Below are 25,480 nucleotides of genomic sequence, written 5' to 3' on the forward strand. Positions count from 1 at the left end.
ATAATTTTGCAAAGAAAAAGGACTCGGTATGTTGCTCCGAATCCCTTTGTAACGTGTAGAGAATTATGAAATTTAAATTTGTTAATAACTTCTAAAACCGGCGTAATCTCCCTGGATCCACTGGTCTTTACCGACCTTGTAAAATCCATTCTGCTTGCCACTTACTTTCCACCGGCTGCCATGCATCAGTTTGCGTCCTGGATAGTAGCCGTTTGTCGTACTTGCACTCTTCCACAGGTTAACCCCATAGCCCTTCTTGTAAACGATCATCACCTCACCTCTTAATGGAGTTACCGTGTTGATTGGACTAAATGTGACGTACTTACCGTTAATCCACTGGTTATCTCCTACTCGGTAGAAAGTCTCGCCTTTGGCGTTCACTGCCCTTTGGCTGATCTTCCAAGCAGTTCCATGTGCTAATCTCTGTCCAGTTCCTGCTCCAGCGGGGGCATTGTACACCATAATGCCATAACCTGGTACATAATTGATATACCCCACTGCTTTATAAGCATTGATGTTCCAATCATCGGTACTTGGTGTTGTAATGCTGCCATTAGATGGTAATACGGTAATGTTTCTTACCATCTCAGTTACTGCACCACTGACACTGGTTGCTTTATATGTTAACTGGTAAATCCCTGGCTTATGAGTATCCACTATCCCTGTTACCGTAACCTTCGGAGTGCCGTCTGCGTTCTTGGCGATTCCTTCAAAGTTAGGCAGCTTGTTATAATCGCCCCCATAATTATTAAAGATTGACCATGATCCTACTACTTTGTAGTTATTGATATCAAACTTATCTCCGGTGTGAATTGTGGTATTAGTTGTGCCTTGGAAACTAAATACCGGTGCTGATGAATCACTTACGGTTACTGGTACCGTGATACTTGCCGTATCCTTGGAGTTGCTTGGATTAGTGTAAGTATAAACTACTGGATAAGTTCCAGCTTTAGTGATGTCTACCTTACTAACATCAGCAGTTAAAGCCGTAAATGGGATCCCAGTTATGGTTCCTTTGTTATCTGCTTCTTTTAAGTTGACTCCGCCTCGATAGAAGTCTCCTTGGTGGTTAGTAATAGCAGTGTTGTATTCACCACTATTATCCGTATAACCTTTTGGCCACTGCGCATAAGAGTTTTTAGTATCGGAGTTACTGATTCCGAAACCGCCATAGAGATAAAGTGGCGAGTTAACTCCGGCTCCCGTGTCCGTTTGTTTGAAGCTGCCGTCATTTTGCTGCCAGCTGTCAAGGAAGGTTGATACTAAGATCTGCTGTAATTTAGCTGTGCTGCCAATAAGGTCAGGATTCCCAGCAACCAATGTCTTAGAAAGCAGATTCTTGAAGTTCTGCGGAACATCGGCAGCTTTCAAGACTGCTCCATCATCGTAAGTAGTAGTATAAGGACGGAAATTAACGTTAAATGGATCGTTACCGCCGCTGATATCTGTTGTCGAGAATGATGGTTTTGTATCCTGCTTAGTTGGTGCTGATACTGCTGCTTTGTCATAAATTACGACATTGATCCGAGCCTTACCTGCATTACGTTTCATTCTTGGCAAAGATGCTTCCATCCACTTAATTGATTTAACATCATTTACAGATTTACCTGTTACTTTAGCAACTTCATTTGCCAACTGGTCTTCAGAAACGCCTTGTTTTTCAGATGCATCTTTAATTGAAACAAATTTATAACCTGTTCCATCAGTACCATAACCGTTACCGTCACCACCAGTATTGGAGAATTCATTTTTAATTTTAGATGCATCGTCACCATCAGCAACCACTTTGTTATAATCTTTGTTTTGCGTTGGATCGTTATACATTGCGGTTAATTTAAGAATTTGTTCCGCATTTTGTTCCGGTGTTAATCCGTGAGTAGTATCATTAACTCCATACGGATAATACTCTCCATCGATCGTAACTCCCGCTTTTGGATCATTACTAGGATCATTGATCATGTCAGTTGATACTGGTCCAATCGAGAAATCTTGGGAAACAAAGAAACGGCTATTGTTTTTATGTGAACCTGTCTTTGAAAATGCACCTTTAGGATTGTTATATAGGTTTGAATTATAATAAGCTCTCTTGGACTGTGAAGTTTGAGCGATGTGGTCACCTAACACATATAATCCAACATTTTTTGTTGAATCATTAACTCCAAACAATCCAGTTAAATAATATTTAGATTCATAGTTTGGAGAATCAACAATTTCTAACGTATTTTCATCAAAATTTCCTTTAACATCACTTACATTTTTATTGTAAATTAAGGGGTTTGGATTTTTAGTATAAACAAATTCATTACCAACTTTTTCTTTTGTTCTAGTGTTTTTATCCCACGTTTGAACAAATACATCCGTATCATCCAAAACTTTAACTTTATAAAACACATCGTTTCCCTGTATTCTATCATCAATTACTAAATTAAGATTCGGAATTGATAATTTTGGATGATTCATAGTCGTTTTATGCATGGTCCCTGAAAGTATTTGGTAAATACCATTTACAGAAGTTGGATAACCTGCCTCTCTCACATTAGAATCTGGGTTTTCACCATCAGAACCAAATACGCCAAATTTATTTAATGTCCCTCGGGAAACAGTAGACCATCCTGAGTGTAAAAGAATTTTAAGATCTGGATCTTCATTAAAGGCATTATAAATTAAATTTTTTTTGGTTGTTAAATTAGATGTTGCATCGGTAGGTTTTTTTCGATTATAGACTGCATAGTAAAAGTAATATTTTAGAGACGACGAAGTATCTTTAACTTTTATTGGGTATAAGTATCCATTTCCTGAATTGGTAGTCGGTTCTGTTAATTCAATTACATGTGCCCCATTTTTATCGGGATTTGGATTATCTGGTTGATCCAAATCTAAAGTCGTTTGAGGTTGAATTGTTGAATTAGACTGATCGTCTTCTAGCGGCTTCCCATCGACGGTTTTTGCTCCCGCACTACTCATGACCGTTGAATACGGATTATCATAAGACTTATAAACCCAGGCTGATGCTGGTGCTTCATAAGTGAAACTCTTTTTAATTTGTCCGCTTTGACTTATCTCAGAAAAAGATCCATTCTGAGCAATTTGATTTGTTATATCTTTAACATCGTTACTTTGTAAAGCAGGACTATTCATCACAAAATGATTAGCATCATAGGACTCTTTTAAATACTTATTTTTCGGCTGTTTAAATAAATGCTGAACTTTACCAACATTAGTGGATTTTGTTGCTTTCGATTTTGTAGAATACCTATAGTCACTAATCCCTGGATCATCACCGATGCCAGCTACGTGGATTTTATCATAAGCAGACATTAAACTTGAATCGTTTGGTTCAATAGCATCCGATTTATCGTAAGGTGAACCTTCTGAAACATCAGCATCAGGCAGAGATTCTGCTGATTTGGTAGTCATACCACCTGCAAGAAGCTTATTGGTATCAATCATGTGATCTCCACCACCAAACCATCCATCTGCTCCCGGTGTTTCGGAAGTAGTATAAATCCTCGGATCTTCAACTGAATTTGGGAGAGGAATGGCGAAAGCCGTTGAATGTTTCCCTCCAAAATTAGAGTTAAATACATTATTATATTCACGATACTGTAAAGTTTTCGGAGATCCTAGGTCAAGTTTATGATTAGGCCCATTAACTCCATAAACAACTTCAGGGGCAAAATTATAAATATTTTTTTGGTTATAATTTGCTGAACCATTCAATTCCATATAAGGATTTGCTTCAGGGAAAGGATTAGTCGTTGTCCCCGAATTATAATTATACCTCTCAGCTTCATACACGTGACTATATGAAACATCAGCCCAAGTTTTATTCGTACCCTCTATCTTCTTACTGCCTTCAGGCTTACCTGAAGTAGTAGCTGCTTGAACCGCCTTCATTGGAGCTGTTTCTCTAAGCGAGTTATTAACGGTTAATTTTCTCTTTGAAATTAACTCAGCAACTTGTTGAGCAGTAGTGCCCCGTGGTACGACAATGGTCCCCGCACCATCATTTCCGTCAACCCAAAATGTTGATTCTTTTGAAAATGAGATGCTGTCAATCGTCGACTGCGGAGCAGTGGTCATGTTCAATCCAGCAATATCAGTGTTGTTGTTATCAAGCGCATAAACGCTATTATCGATATAATTATTAACTTTATATCCTTCAACACCTCTTGGCATCGTCTTATTATTCAGTTTAAAAATAGCCGTTGCTTTCTTGCCAGTACTCTTACTCTGAGCAACAATCGTAATGCTGCTCGTTGCTTCCCGGATAATATTGGCTTCATTTTGCGCTACGTTATCATAGCCATTAACATAAATTTGCGCATATGCATCATCAGCATTACCAAAGAACGCTGTCCCTAATACATCAGAAATATTATGTCCTAAACTCTTGTTGCTTGGATCATCAATAATTCTTCCCCTGATCACTCCAGTGCCATCTGAATCTTGTGGATCGTTATCACTAGCGACTGCTGCTTGTTCTAATCTTGCACCAATTCCACTTTTCGCATTGTTAAAATCAAGAATCTGCGCAATAAATCCTAAAGCAACACTATACTTGTTATAAGTATCTTTATAACTAGCGTTCGCATTATTTCCCGTTGTGTCATTAAAAAGAACTTTGCGAGCGTCTGAATCTTTATCATTAGTTGCAATAGAAAGATCAATCAACTGACGGACTAATACTTGAGCAGAAGGGTTCTCTCCTAACGCTTCTTTCGTCGGATACCAATCAACAATTCCGTCACTAGGACCTGCATTTTGCAAAAGTTGGTCATAATCCCCCAGTCCGGGATCATCGACATCATAATCCCAGGTATTATCGGCTTGAACTGGGACAGCTTGCGTCACTGCACTCATTGCACTTGCAACGGGCGACAGCAATAACAGCGCTGTACCAGCTAAGCCAGTAAGTTTTAACTTCATAAATTTCTCCTTTTTTCGAAGTATTCAAGTTACATTATAAAACAATATCATATTTTTTCATTGTTTTTTTTTTTTTTTTTATTAGCGTCATTTTTTATGAGAAAAAATTAAAAATCAAGATTCCTCTTTTTAATTGCCGATCATTTTAATCTTTGGTTCCCCGCTAATAACATGTTATGAAGTTTGATTTAAATATAAAAACATCGAGGTTATTTTAAATGAATTGGGATCGACTCCAAATTATGTTCTATAAAAAATTGTCAATTTGCTTTTAACTTGGAACAAACCCAAGATACTCCCGTGCATTCATTTGAAAATTCCGGGGAAATCAAAAAGTGGATAGAAGATGAGGGCTAACAAAAAAAGACTCGGTATGTTGCTCCGAATCCTTTTTTGTGTCACTTAGTAATGAGCCCATAGCGAATAGATTATTACTAATCGCTCTTTTTTAAAAATCTTATAGACTACCCGATGTTGTTCATTTAACCGCCGAGAATAAAAACCTGCAGCTGGCGGAACTAATTTTTCAAATGATTGGATGGGGTTATAGGGATTTTCTTCTAAAGTTTCCTTGATCTCAAAAAAAATATTTTTTAACGGGCTGTGAAGAACTTTTTTCAAATCCTTTTTGTCAGTTGTTGCAATCTTAATTTTTACCCGTTATTCATTTTCGAGATCTTGAATCATCTGATCTAAATCAACTGATTCGTCATTTTCTCTATTTTTTGCATCACGAATTTGTCCATTAAGAATTAATTTCATCGTTTCCTGTAAAGAATCGTAATCTTTTTTAGCGATCAAAACCGCGCTTTTACTTTTATCAGTTCCTTGGATAATAACCGGCTTAGAATCTCTATTGACGTTACTAATAATTTTATAAAGATTTTTACGAGCCGCCGTAGGTGTCAAAATTTTTTCCACTTGCTTATCCCTCATTTTTCTTAATTATAATGTACGTCAGCAAAAAAGAATCGGTATGTTGTACTACTCTATGATCCTATCATTGAAATTGGAATGACATGAACATGATCCTGATTACGAGTGTATGCCACCTTACCTGTATTTAATAAAACTTTTGTGACCTCAAATTCACCTTTCACCAATTCCTCAAACCAATTTAAATGTTTAACATAACTGTCTTTTGCTTCTGGGTCAGCTTTAACTTCAAATAAAATTAAATGATTTTGCTTTTGAATAATAAAATCAACCTCGTGAGTACCAGTATGATTGCGAAAATGGGAAAGTTTAGCATCATTTGCTTCAGCATATACGATTAAACTTTGATAAACCAGTGATTCAAGAAGCTGTCCAATAAAACTCTGATTAAAAATTCCGATATAACTTGGAACTTTATAATTTACTAATTGAGCCTGATCAACTCCTAATATTTCAAGAGCAATTGCTGGATCTAACATAAAATGTTTTGGCGCACGGGCAAGATTCGAATAGATTTTACCTACTGGCAAAAATGAAGGGACTTCATCAATAATATCGAGAATCTTTAAAGCTTCGTGATAGTATTCAATCGTTTTACGAGATGCTGATTCAGAATTGTTAGCCATTGCAGCCTGCCAGATTGTTTGAAATTTTGTTGTGGTGCCAATAGCCGCCGCGTAAGATTTGATCCAAGACAATAGGCTTTCAGGCTTTTTAATCATAAATCCATTTTCTTGAAAATCATGATCAACAATGTTATTTACATAACTTTGCAGCAAGAGATGGCGCGCATGTTCACTTTTATTTCTAATTCCTGGAAAACCTGACCGAAAAATTTCATCTAAATAATCTGTTAAAGTTTTATCAGTAATCCCACTAATTTTCTGTTCTTGATTCATTTCTAACAAATCGCCAACTCTTAGATAACGATCCGACATTTGTCGTTCCTCAATTGAAAAAGGACGAAGTGTCATCCGGATAATTCTTCCCGCACCGCTATGAATCCGACTATTTACTTTAATACTGCTGCCAGTAAACAACACACTCCCCGCAGGTAATCCTTGATCGACTTGGTGCCTGACAAACGACCATACTTCAGGTAATAACTGCCACTCATCTATTAGAACTGGAATCTCATTATTTAAAATTATTTCAGGTGAATTTTTCAGCAGCAACCTGATCGATTCGTTATCTAAATCATAAACCGTCTTGGCTAACTGCAGACAAGTTTCTGTCTTACCAACCGCCTTTGCTCCCTCGATTAAAATTGCAGGTAATTCTTCTAAATTTCTTTTGAGTAGTTGATCAATAATTCGTTTTTGGTATGCATTTGCTGATTTCACTTAAAATGGTCTCCTCGTTTTAAAACAATTTTATTGTACTACTCAAATTTGACGGTTTCAATTACGCAAATTTCTCGATTTTAAATACGCAATTTTGTAGGTTTATAATTTTGCAAACAAAAAGGACTCGGTATGTTGCTCCGAATCCTTCTATAACGTGTTTTTAAAAGTGAGAATTATGAAATTTAAATTTTTTAGTAGGCTTTATAACCCGCGTAATCGGCCTGGATCCACTGATCTTTGCCAACCTTGTAGAATCCATTCTGCTTGCCGCTTACTTTCCACCGGCTTCCATGCATTAACTTGCGTCCCGGATAGAAGCCATTTGTCGTGCTGGCACTCTTCCAAAGATTAACGCCATAGCCCTTCTTGTAGACAATCATCACTTCTCCTCGTAATGGAATTACCGTGTTAATTGGACTAAATGTGACATACTTCCCGTTAATCCACTGATTGTTGCCTACCCGGTAGAAAGTCTCGCCTTTGGCGTTCACTGCCCTTTGACTAATCTTCCAGGCAGTGCCATGTGCTAACCTTTGACCAGTCCCTGCTCCAGCTGGGGCATTGTACACCATGATTCCATAACCTGGTACATAATTGATATACCCCACTGCTTTGTAAGCATTGATGTTCCAATCAATAGTATCTGGATTACTTGGATTACTGCTGCCATTTGTTGGTAAGACGGTAATGTTTCTTACCATCTCAGTTACTGCTCCACTGGTACTGGTTGCTTTATAGGTTAACTGATAAATCCCTGGTTTATGAGTATCTACCGTCCCTGTTACTGTAACCTTCGGGGTGCCGTCTGTGTTCTTCGCAATTCCTTCAAAGTTAGGCAGCTTGTTATAGTCTCCGCCATAGTTGTTGAAGATTGACCATGATCCTACTACTTTGTAATTATGGATGTCAAACTTATCTCCGGTGTGAATCGTAGTATTGGTTGTTCCCTGGAAACTAAACACGGGAGCTGATGAATCACTTACCGTGACTGGAACGGTAATACTTGCCGTATCCTTTGAGTTGCTTGGATTAGTGTAAGTATAGACTACGGGATAAGTCCCGGCTTTGGTAATGTCTACCTTGCTGACATCGGCGGTTAAAGAAGTAAATGGAATTCCCGTAATTGTTCCCTTATTATCTGCTACTTTTAAGTTAACACCACCTCGGTAGAAGTCCCCTTGGTGGTTAGTAATAGCTGTGTTGTATTCACCACTATTATCAGTGTAACCTTTCGGCCAGTGCGCATAGGAGTTCTTGGTATCGGAGTTACTGATCCCAAAACCGCCATACATGTATAATGGTGAATTTACTCCAGCTCCCGTGTCAGTCTGTTTGAAGCTGCCGTCATTTTGCTGCCAGCTGTCAAGAAAGGTTGATACTAAGATCTGCTGCAATTTAGCAGTGCTTCCGACAAGATCAGGATTACCAGCAACCAATGTCTTAGAAAGCAGATTCTTAAAGTTCTGCGGAACATCAGCAGCTTTTAAGACTGCACCATCATCATAAGTTGTAGTGTAAGGTCTAAAACTTACATTGAATGGATCATTACCACCACTGATATCAGTTGTTGAGAATGATGGCTTTGTATCTTCTTTAGTAGGAGCTGATACTGCTGCTTTGTCATAAATTACGACATTGATGCGGGCTGTACCAGCGTTACTCTTAACACGGGGCAGTGATGCTTCAAGCCATTTAGTTCTCTTAACATCTTGAACAGTCTTACCGGTAACTTTTGCAACTTCGTTAGCCAATGCATCTACGGTAGTACCTTGATTCTTTGCTGCATCGTCAAGAGTGACTAACTTATAGCCGTTAGCTGCAGTAAATTCATTTTTGACTTCTGCATCTCGTTTCGTAATATTTTTAGGATTCTTAGTAGGATCGTTATATTTAATAGTTAAATCAAGAATTTTTTGTGCATTTTCTTCTAATGTTCCAGTATTCGAAGTCTTATAAGCTGGATAAGTGTCCGAACCAATTTTTAGATCTGTACCCCCCGGATCACTAACCATATCACTTGAAACTGGTCCAACAGAGAAATCTTGTGATACGAAAAAGCGACTATTATTAGTTTCTTTTTTGTCTTTACCGTCATCCTTTTTAGCAAATGAACCCTCTGGATTATTATAAAGATTTGAATTGAAGTATGCTCTTTTTGACTGAGAAGTTTGAGAGATGTGATCGCCTAATACATAATCTGTAATATTACCAGAACTATCAAAATATATAACGCCAGTTAGGTAGTATCTTGATTCAAAGTTCGGTGAATCAACTTCCCCCAAGGTTAAATTGCTAAAACTTGCTGCTGAACCGTTCTGTAATGTTAAATTCTTATTATAAATTAATGGCTGAGGATTATCGATAATATTGCCAGATGCATCCTTTATTCTGGTGTTCTTATCCCATGTCTGTACAAAAAATCCAGCATCATCTCTTAAAACTAAGCTTTTATACTTTTGAACACCACCATCTACTTTGGTATCCATTCCACCACCACTAAAATTAATAGAATAATTTGCTGTTGCACTACCACTTAAAAGACCGCTATCAATTCCTCCCGTTTCTTTATAACTAGGGTTGGGGTTTTCACCATCAGTTCCAATAACTCCGTATTTAACTAACGTTCCAGCTTTACCTGCCCCAATCTTAAATGTTCCAGTTGATATAGGATTTGAAACACTACCATTGGTAGTTGCTTTGCTAAAATCAAGTGTCAAAGAATTATTACTAATATTATTTGAAGTCGCATTTAAAGTTTGAAATACACCCGCATAAAAATATTTATCTTTATGATTAGTTGGATCTTTTCCAAGATATTCTAAGTATGAAGGTTTTCCTGAAGTCCCATCACCCAAAGAAATAGGATTAGTTGATGAATCAGGATCGGCATCATTAGGATTGTTAAGATCCAATTTTTTCTGAGGCTGAATAGTTTTATTTTTTTGATCTGCACTTGATGTGTCTATTGGAACACCATCAATTGTTTGAGCTCCAGCACTACTAGTAACGGTAGAATAGGGATTATTATACGATTTGTACAACCAAGCAGAGACAGGAGTTTCATAGGTAAAGCTCTTTTTAATTTCTGCATTAGGGTCAGTACCCGTAAAACTACCATTACTTGCGATTTTATTTGCAATATCGTCTACACTGGAATCTTTCAATGCTGGACTGTTCGTAACAAAATGATTTGCATCATAAGCCTCCTTAAAATAATCAGAAGGTTTAAACAAATGTTTAACTTTACCAATATTCGTTAATTTATCTGCGCTATCAACACCAGCGACATGAGTATCTTTATCTTGAGGAGATACTACAGTACCCTCAACTTTAGCAGATAAAGAACCATCATCAGTAAAAGGATCTCCTTCAGAACGACCTACATTTGGCACCTCGGACGCTGATTTATTGGTAAAATGTCCGTTATCGTACATTTCATTAGTATCCAGCATATGATCTGCCCCTGTTGTTATTCCATTGTCTAACGTAGAACCTCCAAACCAAGCATCACTAGTTTTTGAAGTACTAGGATCAGTAATTTTTATAGCATCAATTGTTGTTCCACCATCAGCACTCGATAAATCTAAACTATTCGGACCTAATTTTGAGTTTAAAATATTATTATATTCTCTAAAATTGCCGCTAAAGCTTCCAGGTCCATTAACTCCATATTGGATATGATCTGCAAAATTAAATATCCCTGAGTTTGGAGTAGCAGGATAGTTAGCATATGACGTTCCATGTCTATTCGGATCAGTTTCTTCGCGTTCGTAAACATGGCTATAAGAATGAGTTTTACCATCACTCATTACCTTATTATTTGCAGCTTGAATAGCCTTCATCGGAGCTGATTCACGCAATGAATTATTACTATCAATCTTTCGATCAGCAATCAATTTGGCAACTTGTTTTGCAGTGGTGCCGCGAGGAACAACAATTGTGCCTGAGCCGTCATCTTTGCCGTTAGCGTCTTTTGTACCAGCAGCCCAAAAAGTTGATTCCTTTGAGAATTTCAGATTATCAATAGTAGACTGAGAAGCAGTAGTCATGTTAAGTCCTGCGATTTCCCCATTACCATTTTTGTTATCTAATGCATAAACACTATTATCAACATAATTGTTAAGTTTTAAATTATCTGCACCTTTGGGAAGTGTCTTATTATTCAGTTTAAAAATAGCCGTTGCTTTCTTACCGGTAGTCTTACTCTGAGCCACAATCGTAATGCTGCTTGTTGCTTCCCGGATAATATTGGCTTCATTTTGGGCTACATTGTCATAGCCATTAACATAAATTTGCGCATATGCATCATCAGCATTGCCAAAGAACGCTGTCCCTAATACATCAGAAATATTATGTCCTAAACTCTTGTTGCTTGGATCATCAATAATTCTTCCCCTGATCACTCCAGTGCCATCTGAATCTTGTGGATCGTTATCACTAGCGACTGCTGCTTGTTCTAATCTTGCACCAATTCCACTTTTCGCATTGTTAAAATCAAGAATCTGCGCAATAAATCCTAAAGCAACACTATACTTGTTATAAGTATCTTTATAACTAGCGTTCGCATTATTTCCCGTTGTGTCATTAAAAAGAACTTTGCGAGCGTCTGAATCTTTATCATTAGTCGCAATAGAAAGATCAATCAACTGACGGACTAATACTTGAGCAGAAGGGTTCTCTCCTAACGCTTCTTTCGTCGGATACCAATCAACAATTCCGTCACTAGGACCTGCATTTTGCAAAAGTTGGTCATAATCCCCTAATCCAGGATCATCAACATCATAATCCCAGGTATTATCGGCTTGAACTGGGACAGCTTGCGTCACTGCACTCATTGCACTTGCAACAGGTGACAAAAGCAACAGCGCTGTACCAGCTAATCCAGTAAGTTTTAACTTCATAAATTCCTCCTCATTTGAAGCATTTCTATTACACTATAAAATAGTATCATATTTTTTCATTGTTTTTTTTTTTTTTTCTTATTAGCGTTGTTTTTTATGAGATGAAATTAGAAATCAAGGTTCCTCTTTCCAATCGCAGATTATTTCAATTTTGGGTTTTCCGCTAATAACGTGTCGCATTACACTCATAATGTAGTATAATATGAGTACATAAAGGAGAAAACAAATGACAACTCAAGCCAAAAAAAGAATACAAATCCAAGTGGACAAAGATTTAGCAAACGACACCGAGACCGTTTTAAACGAATTAGGATTAACTCCAACTACTGCAATCACAATGTTCTATAAGAGAATTGTCGCTAATGGAAGCTTGCCTTTTAAATTGGAATTAACCGAAAGTGAAAAAGCAACCTTACATTTTTTAAAGCAAACCGAAGATACTCCTGTTCATAAATTCCAAAATTCTGAAGAAGTCCAAAAGTGGTTAGAAGATGAAGACTAATGATATTATTAGTCTTTATGTCGGATTCATTGAGGGCGCTGGCGGTAAAAATAGACCTGTTCTAGTGAGAAAATTTACTGATTCTTATATAGAAGTATTTAAAATTACTAGTAAATATACAAATAAATCAGAATTTATTAAACGTCAGTATTATAAAATTATTAACTGGAAACAAGCGGGCTTAAATCGTGAATCTTGGGTTGATATTGGAACTATTTTACAAATTCCTAATTCAACTATATCTTTCAAAAAAATTGGAAGATTATCAATTAAAGATCAGATTGAAATTGATAAATTTAACGACAACTTTATTAACCATCTTAAGTAAAAAGCGTTTTTCGATTTAATAAGAAATCTTAAAAAAAGGACTCGGTATGTTGCTCCGAATCCTTTTTTTGTTTATTTGCTAAATGCTTTAACTAGACTTGTTTTTTTATCAATATAATGTATATTAATATTAATTGCGGTGTACCTTTGCGGAGGGCACTTGAAGCAGCATGATTTTTCAAAGAAAAGTCGGCTGCTTTTTTAGTTGCAAATTTAAAATTATTAATATCTAAAAAAATTCCCGTTTTGCAAACTAGCTGAACTGAATTTGTTTAATTTCATCATATTCTTTATTATTTTGTGTTTCTGCATTACGTATTTCAATATCATTTTGCAAATTAAGAAAATAACGATCTGATATACCAAAGAATCTCCCCAATCTAATTGAAGTATCAACGGTTATCTGACGCCGATCATGCAAAATATCTTGAATCCTGGAAGTCGGAACTTTAATCTCATGAGCTAAACGATATGCCGAAAGATCCAACGGCAGCATAAACTCTTCTTTTAATATTTCACTAATCTTGGGTGTAGGAATTCTTTCCATAATATTCGTTCCTTTCAATCATGATAATCAACTATTTCAACGTTCTCAAAATCATTATTATTCCGTACTTCAAAACACAATCGATACTGCTTATTAATTGTAATACTGTACTGCTTTTTCCGATCTCCCTTCAACTGTTCAAGGTGATTCGCCGGCGGAATTCTTAAATCATTAATATTTTCTGCATTGTCTAACATTAACAATTTTCGTAAAGCGCCTTTTTGAATTGTTTGAGGTAACTTCTTGGAGAAAAGTTGATGATAAACTTTCTCTGTTTCTTTATCTGCAAAGCTTTTAATCATTTTTCGATTCCTAATTTATATTTCTATTATACACGTGTCTCAGTCATAAAAAAATATTTGCTATCGATTAAAAGAAAAAAAGACTCGGTATGTTGCTCCGAATCCTTCTTTAACGTGTAGAGAATTATGAAATTTAAATTTGTTAATAACTTCTAAAACCGGCGTAATCTCCCTGGATCCACTGGTCTTTGCCTACATTGTAGAATCCATTCTGCTTGCCACTTACTTTCCACCGGCTGCCATGCATGAGTTTGCGTCCTGGATAGTAGCCGTTTGTCGTACTTGCACTCTTCCACAGGTTAACGCCATACCCCTTCTTGTAAACGATCATCACCTCGCCTTTTAACGGAGTTACCGTGTTAATTGGACTAAAAGATACGTACTTACCGTTAATCCACTGGTTATCTCCCACTCGATAGAAAGTCTCGCCTTTGGCGTTCACTGCCCTTTGGCTAATCTTCCAGGCAGTGCCGTGTGCTAATCTCTGCCCAGTACCTGATCCAGCGGGGGCATTGTACACCATGATGCCATAACCCGGTACATAATTGATATACCCCACTGCTTTATAGGCATTGATGTTCCAATCATCGGTACTTGGGGTTGTAATGCTGCCATTCGTTGGTAAAACTGTAATGTTTCTTACCATCTCAGTTACTGCACCACTGACACTGGTTGCTTTATATGTTAACTGGTAAATCCCTGGCTTATGAGTATCCACTGTCCCTGTTACCGTAACCTTCGGAGTGCCGTCTGCGTTCTTGGCGATTCCTTCAAAGTTAGGCAGCTTGTTATAATCGCCCCCATAATTATTAAAGATTGACCATGATCCTACTACTTTGTAGTTATTGATATCAAACTTATCTCCGGTGTGAATTGTGGTATTAGTTGTGCCTTGGAAACTAAATACCGGTGCTGATGAATCACTTACTGTGACTGGAACGGTAATACTTGCCGTATCCTTGGAGTTACTTGGATTAGTGTATGTATAGACTACCGGATAAGTTCCGGCTTTAGTAATGTCTAACTTGCTGACATCGGCGGTTAAAGCCGTAAATGGAATTCCAGTAATTGTTCCTTTGTTATCTGCTTCTTTTAAGTTAACACCACCACGGTAGAAGTCTCCTTGATGATTAGTAATAGCTGTGTTGTATTCACCACTATTATCAGTGTAACCTTTCGGCCACTGCGCATAGGAGTTCTTAGTATCAGAGTTACTGATCCCGAACCCGCCATATAGATAAAGCGGTGAATTTACTCCGGCTCCCGTATCAGTCTGCTTGAAGCTGCCGTCATTCTGCTGCCAGCTGTCAAGGAAGGTTGAAACTAAGATCTGCTGTAACTTCGCAGTACTGCCGACAAGGTCAGGATTTCCGGCAACTAATGTCTTAGAAAGCAGATTCTTAAAGTTCTGTGGAACATCAGCAGCTTTTAAGACAGCACCATCATCATAAGTAGTAGTGTAAGGGCGGAAATTAACGTTAAATGGATCATTACCGCCACTGATGTCAGTAGTTGAAAATGATGGTTTTGTATCCTGCTTAGTTGGTGCTGATACTGCTGCTTTGTCATAAATTACGACATTGATCCGAGCTGTTCCCGCATTTTCTTTCAAACGAGGTAACGTTGCTTGGACCCATTTTGTTCTTTTAACTTCATTAGTACTCTTACCGGTAACTTTGGCAACTTCACCCGCAAGTTCATCTTCTGAAACGCCCTGCTTTTTAGCAGTATCAGCAATAGTAACCAATTTATATCCGCTTCCATCCGTACCAAATCCATTGCCATCTCCACCTTCATCAGTAAATTCTTTTTTTAAAGGATCTGCAGAATCTGCTATAGAATTATTATCTGTATTAAGAGTGGGATCATTATACATAACTGTTAATTTCAAGATATCTGCTGCATTTTGCTCTGACGTTTGATCTATAGTAGAATCGCTTTTACCATACGGATAATATTTTCCATCGATAGTAATGCCCGAACCTTTAACACCTGGATCATTGATCATATCGCTAGAAACGGGACCAACAGAGAAATCTTGAGAGACAAAGAAACGACTGTTATTAGTGTTTGGCTTCTTCACACTGGTAGGCCTTCCACTAACAAATTTACCAGCAAATGGTCCATCGGGGTTATTATATAAATTAGAGTTGAAATAAGCTCTTTTTGAAGCATTGGATTGAACTAGGTGATCATTTAAAGTAAAGTACTTTAAATTTCCCGAAGAATCTAATTGTACAACTCCAGCTAAATAATATTTAGACTCAAAATTTGGAGAATCTACTTTGCCAAGAGTCTTTACATCAAACAGGCCTGATGATGCACCGGTAACACTAGAATTATAAATTAAAGATTTAGGTTTATCGGTATAAACATAATTACCAGACGAGTCTTTTTCTTTAATCGTAGTATTTTTGTCCCATACCTGAACAAAATATTCTGCTTCATCTCTTAATTGAATGTTTTTAGTAATATCTTCATTAAGATTCCCTGTTATAAGCTTTGCCTCATTTCTCTGAGGCGTTTTTAACACGGTCGGATTATTAACATCAACACTTAGCTGGGGTGTTGTTGGTTGCATAAGGTTGGCACCCTTATATGAAATACTTTGCACTTCATTATTACCTGGGACATTATTTTCACCATCTGTTCCAACTGTGCCGTATTTTACGAGAGTTCCTTCTGTTCCTGCAACAATTTTAAAGTCCCCTCCGTTTACTCTAAATTTCAATTCCCCATTACCAGGAACCAAGCTACTAAAAACACCTGAATAAAAATAACTATCTACGTCCTTGCTGCGATCTGTAGGATGTTTTATATCAGGTACCTTCCCAGTGTTTATAACTATCCCATTATTATTTCCATTACCTAAAGATAGTGTGGTTTGCGAATCTGAAGGATTATCGTTATTAGGATCCTTTAAATCAAGTTTTTCTTGAGGTTGAAGGTTTGAATTTTCACGATTAGTTAAAAGTTCTTGTCCGTCAATAGTTTGAGCTCCAGCACTACTCATAATAGTCGAGTAAGGGTTATTATAAGACTTATATATCCATGACGAAACTGGTACCTCATATGTAAAACTTTTTTTTACTACTCCACTGGGGTCGTTAATATTAAAACTCCCGTTATCTGCAATTTTTTTTGCAATATCATCAACATTAGTATCCGTTATAGATGGGCTATTAGTTACAAAATGATTAGCATCATAAGCTTCTTTAAAATAACTAGATGGCTGAAATAAATGTTTAACTTTACCAATATTGGTATATTTTTTTTCAGGATTTTCCCCATCAATTACAGCAACATGCTGGTTATCTGTACCTTTTACAATCATATGCGTAGCAGGATCTACCGAATCATCAGTTTTGGTATTACTGTATGGATCACCTTCTGATTTTTCTACATTAGGGATCTCATGAGCTGATTTATTATTCCAGCCACCGGCATACATTTCATTAGTATCCAACATATGTCCTGCACCGCTGGCTGTTCCACCAAACCATCCATTTGCAGATCTCTCATCGCCTGTAAAATGTCTGAAACCTCCTGCCGTAGAAACAGCTCCTTGATCAGAATTAAATACATTATTATATTCTCGATATTGTTTTCCAGCAGTTAATGCTGTAGATTGAATTGGTCCATTTATACCATACCTTATCCGATTGGCATAATTAAAATCAATATTGTTTAAATTTGTAGATCCATTAGCTACAAATTCTCCAGAAAAATGAAATCCATTTGAACCTCTTAATTCTTCTTGTTCATAAAAATGATTATAAGCATGTTTCTTGCCATCTGATGAAATCGGTGTCCCATCAGCATTTTGAATAGCCTTCATAGGTGCAGACTCTCGCAACGAATTATTACTAGTAATTTTTTTTCGAGAAATTAATTCTGCAATTTCTTTTGCTGTAGTACCCCTTGGTACCACGATTGTTCCATCCCCATTCTTTCCATCAATCCAAAAAGTTGAATCTCTAGAAAACTTAATACCACTAATGCTATTTCGAGAAGCCGTAGTCATATTAAGACCAGCAATATCTCCATTACCATTTTTATTATCTAAGGCATACACGCTTCCATCAATGTAATTATTTAACTTAGAATTATCAGAACCCTTTGGCAAAGTTTTGTTATTTAATTTAAAGATTGCGGTTGCTTTCTTACCGGTAGTCTTACTCTGTGCCACAATCGTAATGCTGCTCGTTGCTTCTCTGATAATGTTAGCTTCATTTTGTGCTACGTTGTCATAACCATTGACATAAATCTGGGCATAAGCATCATCAGCATTGCCAAAAAACGCTGTCCCTAATACATCAGAGATATTGTGACCTAAACTCTTGTTGCTTGGATCATCAAGAACCTTGCCTCGGATGACATTTTGTCCTTCACTATCTTCCGGATCAAAATTTCCTGCTACAGCAGATTGTTCTAATCTTGCCCCAACACCACTCTTTGAATTGTTGAAGTTCAAAATCTGAGCAATGAAACCTAAGGCAACACTATACTTGTTATAAGTATCTTTATAACTAGCGTTTGCATTATTTCCCGTTGTATCATTAAAAAGAATTTTACGGGCGTCTGAATCTTTATCATTAGTGGCAATCGACAAATCAATCAATTGCTTAAGTAGCTTTTGACCTGTCGGATTTTCACTCATTGCATCTTTTGTCGGATACCAATCAACAATTCCGTCACTAGGACCTGCATTTTGCAAAAGTTGGTCATAATCTCCTAGTCCTGGTTCATCGACATCATAATCCCAGGTATTATCGGCCTGAACTGGGACAGCTTGCGTCACTGCACTCATTGCACTTGCAACGGGCGACAGCAATAACAGAGCCGTACCAGCTAAGCCAGTAAGTTTGAACTTCATAAATTTCTCCTTTTTTGAAGTATTTAATTTACACTATAAAATAGTATCATATTTTTTCATTGTTTTTTTTTTTTTTTCTTATTAACGTATATTTTAATTGGAGAATGTTTTCAAATTGATGTTTTATTTAACTTGGTAAAAAAATTAATGTTGTATTTTTACGTTAATAAAAAAGATCCAGATTTTTTTCTGAATCTTTTTAGGCATTCAAAAAAGCATTCTCACCTTCAAGAAGGATCCAATGCTTTTCCTATGCTACTGCGCTATTAAATGACATATAATCTATCATCAAGCAACGTAGCGCCATTACTGGCCGTTTTGTATGATTTCAGTATACTAAAACTTCTCAATAATTCAATCTATTTCTTTGTCAACCCAATATCGTAGTCTTCATCACTCATTGGCTGAACTTCACCTAGTAAGTAGCCATTTCCTACTTGCGAGAAGAAATCATGGTTAGACGTTCCCGTAGAGATTCCATTCATCACAATTGGATTTACGTCACTCGCGGTATCGGGGAATAAAGGATCTTGGCCTAAATTCATCAAAGCTTTGTTTGCGTTATAGCGCATAAAAGTCTTTACTTCTTCTTCCCAGCCAACTTCTTTATACAAGGCATCCGCATATTTTTCTTCATTTTCATACAATTCATACAATAAATCGTACATCCAAGTCTTAATATCCTGCTGCTTTGTTTCCGACTGCTCCTTATATCCCTGTTGGAATTTATATCCGATATAAGTGCCGTGGACCGACTCATCACGCAAAATCAATTTAATAATTTCCGCAACATTGGCTAGTTTATTGTTCCCCAAATAATACAAAGGAGTATAAAAACCTGAATAAAAGAGAAATGACTCTAAAAATACACTTGCGATCTTCTTTTTTAATGGATCATCGTTCTTATAGATTTCATTGATCCGCTTGGATTTAAACTGCAGATTCGGATAAGTATCAGTCCAATTGAAAATTTCTTCGATTTCCGTTGGCGTATTAAGCGTTGAAAAAATGGAAGAATAACTCTTAGCATGAACACTTTCCATAAACTGAATATTATTGAGAACCGCTGTCTCTTGCGGAGTTCGAACCGTTTCTCTTAACATTGCCATCCCTGATTCAGACTGCACGGTATCAAGAAGCGTTAATCCACCAAATACGTGACCAACCAGAGTTTGCTCTTCCTGAGTTAACGTGCGCCAATCGGATAAATCATTGGACAAAGGAATTCTGGTATCGAGCCAAAATTGTTCGGTTAATTTCTCCCACGTTTCTTTATCAACGGCATCTTCAACATCGTTCCAATTGATAGCACTATAATAAGTTTTTTCTTGATCTAATTCTGGCATTGTCTCTCCTTAAATAATGCAGCTTTCACATTGATTAGCTCCTACTACATCACCATCATCAGTAAAAGTTCTAACGTAGTAAATCGATTTAAGCCCTTTATAATAGGCATAGTTTCTTAAAATACTAAGATCTCTTGTAGTTTGTTCACGTTCATTCTTCCACTCATATAAGCCTCGTGGAATTCGACTCCTTATGAAAAGCGTCATACTGATTCCTTGATCCGTATGCTCAGTTGCTGCAGCGTAAACATCGATCATTTTACGCATATCCATATCATACGCTGAAACATAATATGGCAATGTTTCATTATCAAGACCTGCTGCCGGATAATAAATTTTACCGATTTTCTTCTCTTGCCGCTCTTCAACTCTTTGGATAATTGGCTGAAGTGACGCCGAAGTATCATTGATATAAGAAATTGAGCCCGTTGGCGCAACCGCAATGCGGTTCTGGTGATATAATCCATCACGCATGACAGCTTCTTTTAATTCCTGCCAATCAGATTTTGTTGGAATAAAAATGCCCTTAAACAATTCTTTTACTTTTGAACTCTTCGGCGCAAAATCCTTTGTTAAATATTTATCAAAATATTTGCCATTGGCGTAATCTGATTTTTCAAAATTATAAAAACTCTCTTGACGCTCGCGCGCAATTTTATTTGATGCTTTCAAGGTCCAATAATTTAATAGCAGGAAATAAACGTTAGTGAATTCAATTGATTCCTCAGAACCGTACATAATTTTATTATTAGCTAAGAAGGTATGCAGCCCCATCGCACCAAGACCAATTGAATGGGCGAGCTTATTGCCTTTAACGACTGATGGAACCGTATCAATATTAGAATGATCAGTAATGAAGGTCAATGCCCTCACCATTGTTTCAACTGATTTTCCAAAATCTTCAGTTTTCATCAAATTAGGAATATTAGTTGAACCTAAATTACAGCTGACGTCCCTTCCCAATTTTTGGTACGTCTGGTCATTGTTTAAAATGCTGGGCGTTTGAACCTGCATGATCTCCGAACAAAGATTACTCATGACAATCTTGCCGTCAATCGGATTATCACGATTTGCGGTATCAACATTAATAATGTAAGGATAACCTGACTCCTGCTGTAATTTTGAAATTTCAGTTTCAAGATCTCGCGCCTTAATTTTCGCCTTGTGAATCTTATCGTTGGCAACTAGGTTATCGTACTCTTTGGTAATATCAATGTAACTGAAAGGTTCCCCGTATTCTAGTTCAACATCTCGTGGTGAGAAAAGATACATATCTGCATTTTCCCGCACCAATTCATAATATTTATCTGGTACAACTACACCCAAGGATAAAGTCTTAATTCGAATTTTTTCATCAGCATTTTCTTTTTTAGCTGAAAGAAATCCGATAATATCCGGATGAAAAACATTTAAATAGACAACCCCTGCACCTTGACGCTGTCCCAGCTGATTTGAATAGGAAAAACTGTCTTCAAAAAGCTTCATTACTGGCAGCACGCCGCTTGCTGCATTGGCGTATTCTTTAATTGGAGCTCCAGCCTCACGTAGGTTACTAAGATTAATCCCAACACCGCCGCCAATTCTAGAAAGCTGCAGCGCTGAATTAATCCCTCTGCCGATCGAGTTCATATCATCCGTTAACTGAATTAAAAAGCAAGATACAAATTCACCTCGGCGGGCACGTCCAGCGTTCAAAAATGTTGGAGTGGCTGGCTGATACCGCTGATGAATCATTTCATCGGCAAATGATAGGGCTAACTCTTCATCACCATCAGCAAAATATAAAGCATTAAAAGCTACTCGATCCTCAAAAGTTTCCAAATAGGACTCATTGTCATTAGTCTTCAAAGCATATTGCTTGAAAAATTTATACGCTGCCATAAAGCTTTTAAACTCAAATCCAGCACCATAAACAAACTTAAATAATTTTTTGAGGAAATTCGGCTGATATTTCTTAATAAATTCTGACTCAAGATACCTATTATCAAGCAGAAATTGAATCTTTTCTTCCAAAGTTGGAAATCTCTTTAAATTTGGTTCAACGTTCTGGGCAAAAAAAGCTTTAATTGCTTCCTTATCGTACTGTAAAGGTATTTTCCCGTGATCTGGAATATTAATTTTGTTATTTAATTCAAAATAAGTTGGATCTTTTATCTCACTAATTGCCATTGTCTAATCTTTCTATTATCTCTTTTACTTTTTGAACATCTTCATTAGTTCCATTAAATTCATACGCATACAAAAGGGGTAAATGGTAATCAAGACAAATATCTTTAGCGGTATAAATGAATTTCTCGGCGAAATTACGATTACCGCTGCCAATTACTCCTCGACATTTCTGATAGTTTTCTTGATAATCTAAAAATTTATCAACGGGGCTGGTTGTTTCTTCATCGTAGGTTGGAACTAATAAAACAAAGGGCTCCAAGAGCGTAAAAAAAGGATTAGCTTCTGTAACTTGTTTATTTGCTAATCCTAATTTCTTTACAAATTTTGCTGTTTGACCAGTTAAGGAAAAATAAACGAGCTCCACCTTAAGCGACAATCTTTCTCAGTTCATCTGGACGGAATCCGGTAAAAGTAACTTCATTGGATTTTACTACGGGCAAAGACATGTATCCTTCATTGATCAATGCTTCTCTGGCTGAAGGTTCTTCATCAATATTGATCTCATTGAAAGATACCCCATGATCGATTAAAAATCTTTTGACCATTTTGCATTGCATGCAATTATTTCTCGAAAATACTGTTATTTGCTTTTTGATCATATCCATTTTAAAACTACTTCCTAAATTTTTTATGTATCTAGCATAAGAAAAAAAAGAAGATCAGTCAAGAGATTTTATCTACATATAGTATACTTTATCATTTTCATTCAATAAATATTGTGAATTAAAAAAAGGCACAAAAAAACCCGGAGCGACGCGCCGGGAGCTAATTCTTAAATTTTTTCTACTTGTGAAAAATCTACTTCAGTATCAGTATCACGACCAAACATTTGCACGCTGATGTTCAATTTATGGTGTTCTGCATTAATACTATTTATTTTGCCTTCAAGACCCTCAAATGCTCCATCAATAACTTTAACCGTCTGACCAACAGTAAAATCATGAGAAACTGGAACTGATTCTTGGTCTTGTTTAGCCAGAATATCTTCTACTTCCTCAGGAAGTAAAGGTGCCGGCTTAGACCCTGCCCCATGAGAACCGACAAATCCAGTTACGCCCGGGGTATTACGCACAACAAACCAAGAACGATCTGTCATTACCATCTCAACAATTACATAACCGGGAAAAGTTTTTTTCTCTTCCATTTGAAATTTGCCAGTTCGAGCATTTTTAACTCGTTCTTCAGTTGCTGGAACAATTACATCAAAAATATAATCTTCCATTCCCATTGACTGAGCACGTGATTTTAAATTTTCTTTTACTTTATTTTCATACCCAGAATATGTATGCAAAACATACCATTGCTTTTCAGCTGTTTCAACCATTAATATCTATTCCCCGTTAATTAAAATATAAATTTATTCAATAATAACGTTAAGATCAGATCACAAATAGAAAAGTATATTGCAAAAATAATAGTGTATGAAATAACAGTCCATGTATCATGTCTTGTTTCTTTACCTGTTGGCCAGGTAGTGTCTTTCATTGTTTGACCAACGCTTTTAAAAAATTTACCCATTACAGTATCATTCCGTCCTATTTTTAGTTAACAACAATTATAACACGTTATCTTAATGATAAAAAGATCCGTTCATTTATCGTGCTTTTTCTTTACTTTAGTCCATTCATTGATTTTTTCAATTAAGTTATGAACTGCCGCTGCTGCCATCCCGACAACAACTAGCCCCATCATCCAGGCTAAAATAGTTTTACTGCTCATTTAAATTACTTCTGACCCGTTTGTAAAATATTTGAAAATGTTTCAATTGTTTGTCTAGGCGCAACTACAATTCTTGGCAGATTATACAGTCCATAATTAATATTTGCCAGTCCACCCTGCATTCCAAGACCCATCCAATAGCCGGCATCGCTCGCTATTTTCTGTATGCTTTGATTTTGATGACCATAAGGATATGCCAGAGCAATTATATCGTATCCAAAATGAGAGTCCAAAAAGTCTTTTGAATTTGTAACTTCTCTATATAACTGAGTTGGACTAACTGCCGTTAATGAGGAATGCGTTACCGTATGAGATTGAACATTAAAATTGTCTTTTGCCTGCATTTCATTCAGCTGATCAATTGTTAAACTATCATTAAGTCCTACATCACTAGTAATTTGAAACCCAGTTGCATTAATCTTCTGCGTCCTAAGTATTGAAGCAATCTGGGTATACCAAGAACGATACCCATCATCCATTGTTAACCAAACAACATTATTAGCTGGTTCACGCTGCGTAGTCAATACATAGTAGGCTTCTTCTGGTGTAAGTGAATAATAATTCCAACTTTTAAGCCAAGTAAGATGTCTCGCAAACTCTTGTGGGGTTACCTGCCAATCATTCCATTCCCCTTGAAAATCATGATACATTAAAATCGGAAAACTAATGTCGCGGCTTTTCTTAAACCATCCTCTTGTCGCTTCAAGTCCAGGAGAAATCCATTGCTTATTTCCAACTTGATACCACACCAAATGATCATAATTCTTTTGAGCAAAAACTTTTTGCGCCGTTTGTTTAGGCAAAGTAATCCATGTATTTTTTGCGTCATAATTTGGCTGGTCGTAAACGGGTACTTGGTGCAATAACCTTATATTATATCCACCGTTCAAACCAGCTGTATTTAGCAGTTGATTGTAAGTATTATTTTCGGTAACCCATTGATTTTTGCCAACCTGATACCACCAGCTGCCATCTTCACCTCGCTTCTTAATTCGATATTTCCAGGAACTGCCCTTTTTTAAAACCTGACCTGTATCAGTGCGAGCATCTCCATAGCCATTGTATAGTTTGGCGGGTGAATAAAGATATAAAGTATAAGTTGCTTCACCAATTGCCCGGTCTAAAGTAATCCACTGCTTACCCCCAACTTGATACCAGATTACTCCATTTGCATACTTACTATTAAATACTTTCCAAGATGTGTTTGCTTCTAGAACTTGGGTTGATTTGACCGCATTTTTATTTGGGAGACTATAAACGGCTGTTTTAAAAGTTGTATCACGGATAAAAGGAAGCTTTTCAGCGGTATAGATATCAACTCCTTTACTCGTTCCAACACAATACCAAACATAGTTGTCTTTAGTAACATTAACGATCCCCACTTTCCAGCTGGATCCTTTTGGCAAAATTTTTCCAGTTTTCTTTGCTTTATTACCAAAATTATTATAAAGATTTAAAGGATAACGAAGGGTTAAAATATCATCAGCTGAAACTTTTTCACCCCCGATTAATGCAATAATTCCCACTATAATAACAAACCAGAATGCTTGCCACTTTCTTTTTTTCATCGTTTTTCCCTC

At 36.8% G+C, this 25,480-nt stretch carries 18 protein-coding genes; 2 read left to right on the forward strand and 16 right to left on the reverse strand.

Features of this window, described 5'->3' with window-relative positions:
• Positions 1-81 precede the first annotated feature (81 nt).
• The 5 genes from R8749_RS07030 to R8749_RS07050 all read right to left on the reverse strand — a co-directional run bounded on the left by R8749_RS07030 (position 82) and on the right by R8749_RS07050 (position 12,112).
• Entirely contained in the window at positions 82-4,929 is a 4,848-nt protein-coding gene (locus tag R8749_RS07030) for an immunoglobulin-like domain-containing protein (RefSeq protein ID WP_317695367.1), read from the reverse strand.
• 402 nt (positions 4,930-5,331) lie between these two features.
• Positions 5,332-5,580: a Txe/YoeB family addiction module toxin gene (locus R8749_RS07035; protein WP_317698539.1), complete on the reverse strand. Its 249-nt coding sequence runs from the start codon at positions 5,578-5,580 to the stop codon at positions 5,332-5,334.
• Between the two features lie 9 nt (positions 5,581-5,589).
• Positions 5,590-5,850 (reverse strand): type II toxin-antitoxin system Phd/YefM family antitoxin, encoded by a 261-nt coding sequence (locus R8749_RS07040; RefSeq protein ID WP_317695369.1) that lies wholly within the window; start codon positions 5,848-5,850, stop codon positions 5,590-5,592.
• Between the two features lie 68 nt (positions 5,851-5,918).
• Complete coding sequence (locus R8749_RS07045) at positions 5,919-7,208, reverse strand: ATP-binding protein (protein WP_317695371.1); 1,290 nt, start codon at positions 7,206-7,208, stop codon at positions 5,919-5,921.
• 194 nt (positions 7,209-7,402) lie between these two features.
• Positions 7,403-12,112: an immunoglobulin-like domain-containing protein gene (locus R8749_RS07050; protein ID WP_317695373.1), complete on the reverse strand. Its 4,710-nt coding sequence runs from the start codon at positions 12,110-12,112 to the stop codon at positions 7,403-7,405.
• Between the two features lie 226 nt (positions 12,113-12,338).
• On the opposite strand from R8749_RS07050, the gene R8749_RS07055 reads away from it, so the two are divergent.
• Both R8749_RS07055 and R8749_RS07060 read left to right on the forward strand, forming a co-directional pair.
• Positions 12,339-12,614: a type II toxin-antitoxin system RelB/DinJ family antitoxin gene (locus R8749_RS07055; RefSeq protein WP_317695375.1), complete on the forward strand. Its 276-nt coding sequence runs from the start codon at positions 12,339-12,341 to the stop codon at positions 12,612-12,614.
• Entirely contained in the window at positions 12,604-12,942 is a 339-nt protein-coding gene (locus tag R8749_RS07060; protein ID WP_317695377.1) for a hypothetical protein, read from the forward strand. Before R8749_RS07055 ends, R8749_RS07060 begins: the two co-directional genes overlap by 11 nt.
• A 252-nt stretch (positions 12,943-13,194) precedes the next feature.
• Here R8749_RS07060 and R8749_RS07065 read toward each other — a convergent pair whose 3' ends face one another.
• The 11 genes from R8749_RS07065 to R8749_RS07115 all read right to left on the reverse strand — a co-directional run bounded on the left by R8749_RS07065 (position 13,195) and on the right by R8749_RS07115 (position 25,468).
• Positions 13,195-13,488 (reverse strand): HigA family addiction module antitoxin, encoded by a 294-nt coding sequence (locus R8749_RS07065; RefSeq protein WP_317695379.1) that lies wholly within the window; start codon positions 13,486-13,488, stop codon positions 13,195-13,197.
• Between the two features lie 14 nt (positions 13,489-13,502).
• A complete protein-coding gene (locus tag R8749_RS07070; RefSeq protein ID WP_317695381.1) occupies positions 13,503-13,790 on the reverse strand; it encodes a type II toxin-antitoxin system RelE/ParE family toxin in 288 nt (95 codons plus the stop codon).
• Positions 13,791-13,932: 142 nt separating this feature from the next.
• The gene (locus R8749_RS07075) at positions 13,933-18,666 is read right to left on the reverse strand and encodes an immunoglobulin-like domain-containing protein (RefSeq protein ID WP_317695384.1); all 4,734 of its coding nucleotides are present in this window, start codon (positions 18,664-18,666) and stop codon (positions 13,933-13,935) included.
• A 359-nt stretch (positions 18,667-19,025) separates the two neighbouring features.
• Entirely contained in the window at positions 19,026-20,012 is a 987-nt protein-coding gene (gene nrdF, locus R8749_RS07080; protein WP_317695387.1) for a class 1b ribonucleoside-diphosphate reductase subunit beta, read from the reverse strand.
• Positions 20,013-20,021: 9 nt separating this feature from the next.
• Positions 20,022-22,181 carry a class 1b ribonucleoside-diphosphate reductase subunit alpha gene (gene nrdE, locus R8749_RS07085; protein WP_317695389.1) on the reverse strand — a complete coding sequence of 720 codons (2,160 nt, stop codon included), beginning with the start codon at positions 22,179-22,181 and terminating at the stop codon, positions 20,022-20,024.
• A complete protein-coding gene (gene nrdI / locus R8749_RS07090) occupies positions 22,171-22,545 on the reverse strand; it encodes a class Ib ribonucleoside-diphosphate reductase assembly flavoprotein NrdI (protein WP_317695391.1) in 375 nt (124 codons plus the stop codon). Before nrdI ends, nrdE begins: the two co-directional genes overlap by 11 nt.
• 1 nt (position 22,546) lies before the next feature.
• A complete protein-coding gene (gene nrdH / locus R8749_RS07095) occupies positions 22,547-22,780 on the reverse strand; it encodes a glutaredoxin-like protein NrdH (RefSeq protein ID WP_317698540.1) in 234 nt (77 codons plus the stop codon).
• A gap of 173 nt (positions 22,781-22,953) precedes the next feature.
• Positions 22,954-23,505 (reverse strand): transcription termination/antitermination protein NusG, encoded by a 552-nt coding sequence (gene nusG, locus R8749_RS07100; RefSeq protein WP_317695394.1) that lies wholly within the window; start codon positions 23,503-23,505, stop codon positions 22,954-22,956.
• A 20-nt stretch (positions 23,506-23,525) separates the two neighbouring features.
• Entirely contained in the window at positions 23,526-23,699 is a 174-nt protein-coding gene (gene secE / locus R8749_RS07105) for a preprotein translocase subunit SecE (protein WP_317695396.1), read from the reverse strand.
• Between the two features lie 72 nt (positions 23,700-23,771).
• Complete coding sequence (locus R8749_RS07110; RefSeq protein WP_317695399.1) at positions 23,772-23,900, reverse strand: hypothetical protein; 129 nt, start codon at positions 23,898-23,900, stop codon at positions 23,772-23,774.
• Between the two features lie 5 nt (positions 23,901-23,905).
• Positions 23,906-25,468 (reverse strand): polysaccharide deacetylase family protein, encoded by a 1,563-nt coding sequence (locus R8749_RS07115; RefSeq protein WP_317695401.1) that lies wholly within the window; start codon positions 25,466-25,468, stop codon positions 23,906-23,908.
• Positions 25,469-25,480: the final 12 nt, after the last annotated feature.

Origin of the sequence: Xylocopilactobacillus apis, assembly GCF_033095965.1 — a bacterium.
Lineage (GTDB): Bacteria > Bacillota > Bacilli > Lactobacillales > Lactobacillaceae > Xylocopilactobacillus > Xylocopilactobacillus apis.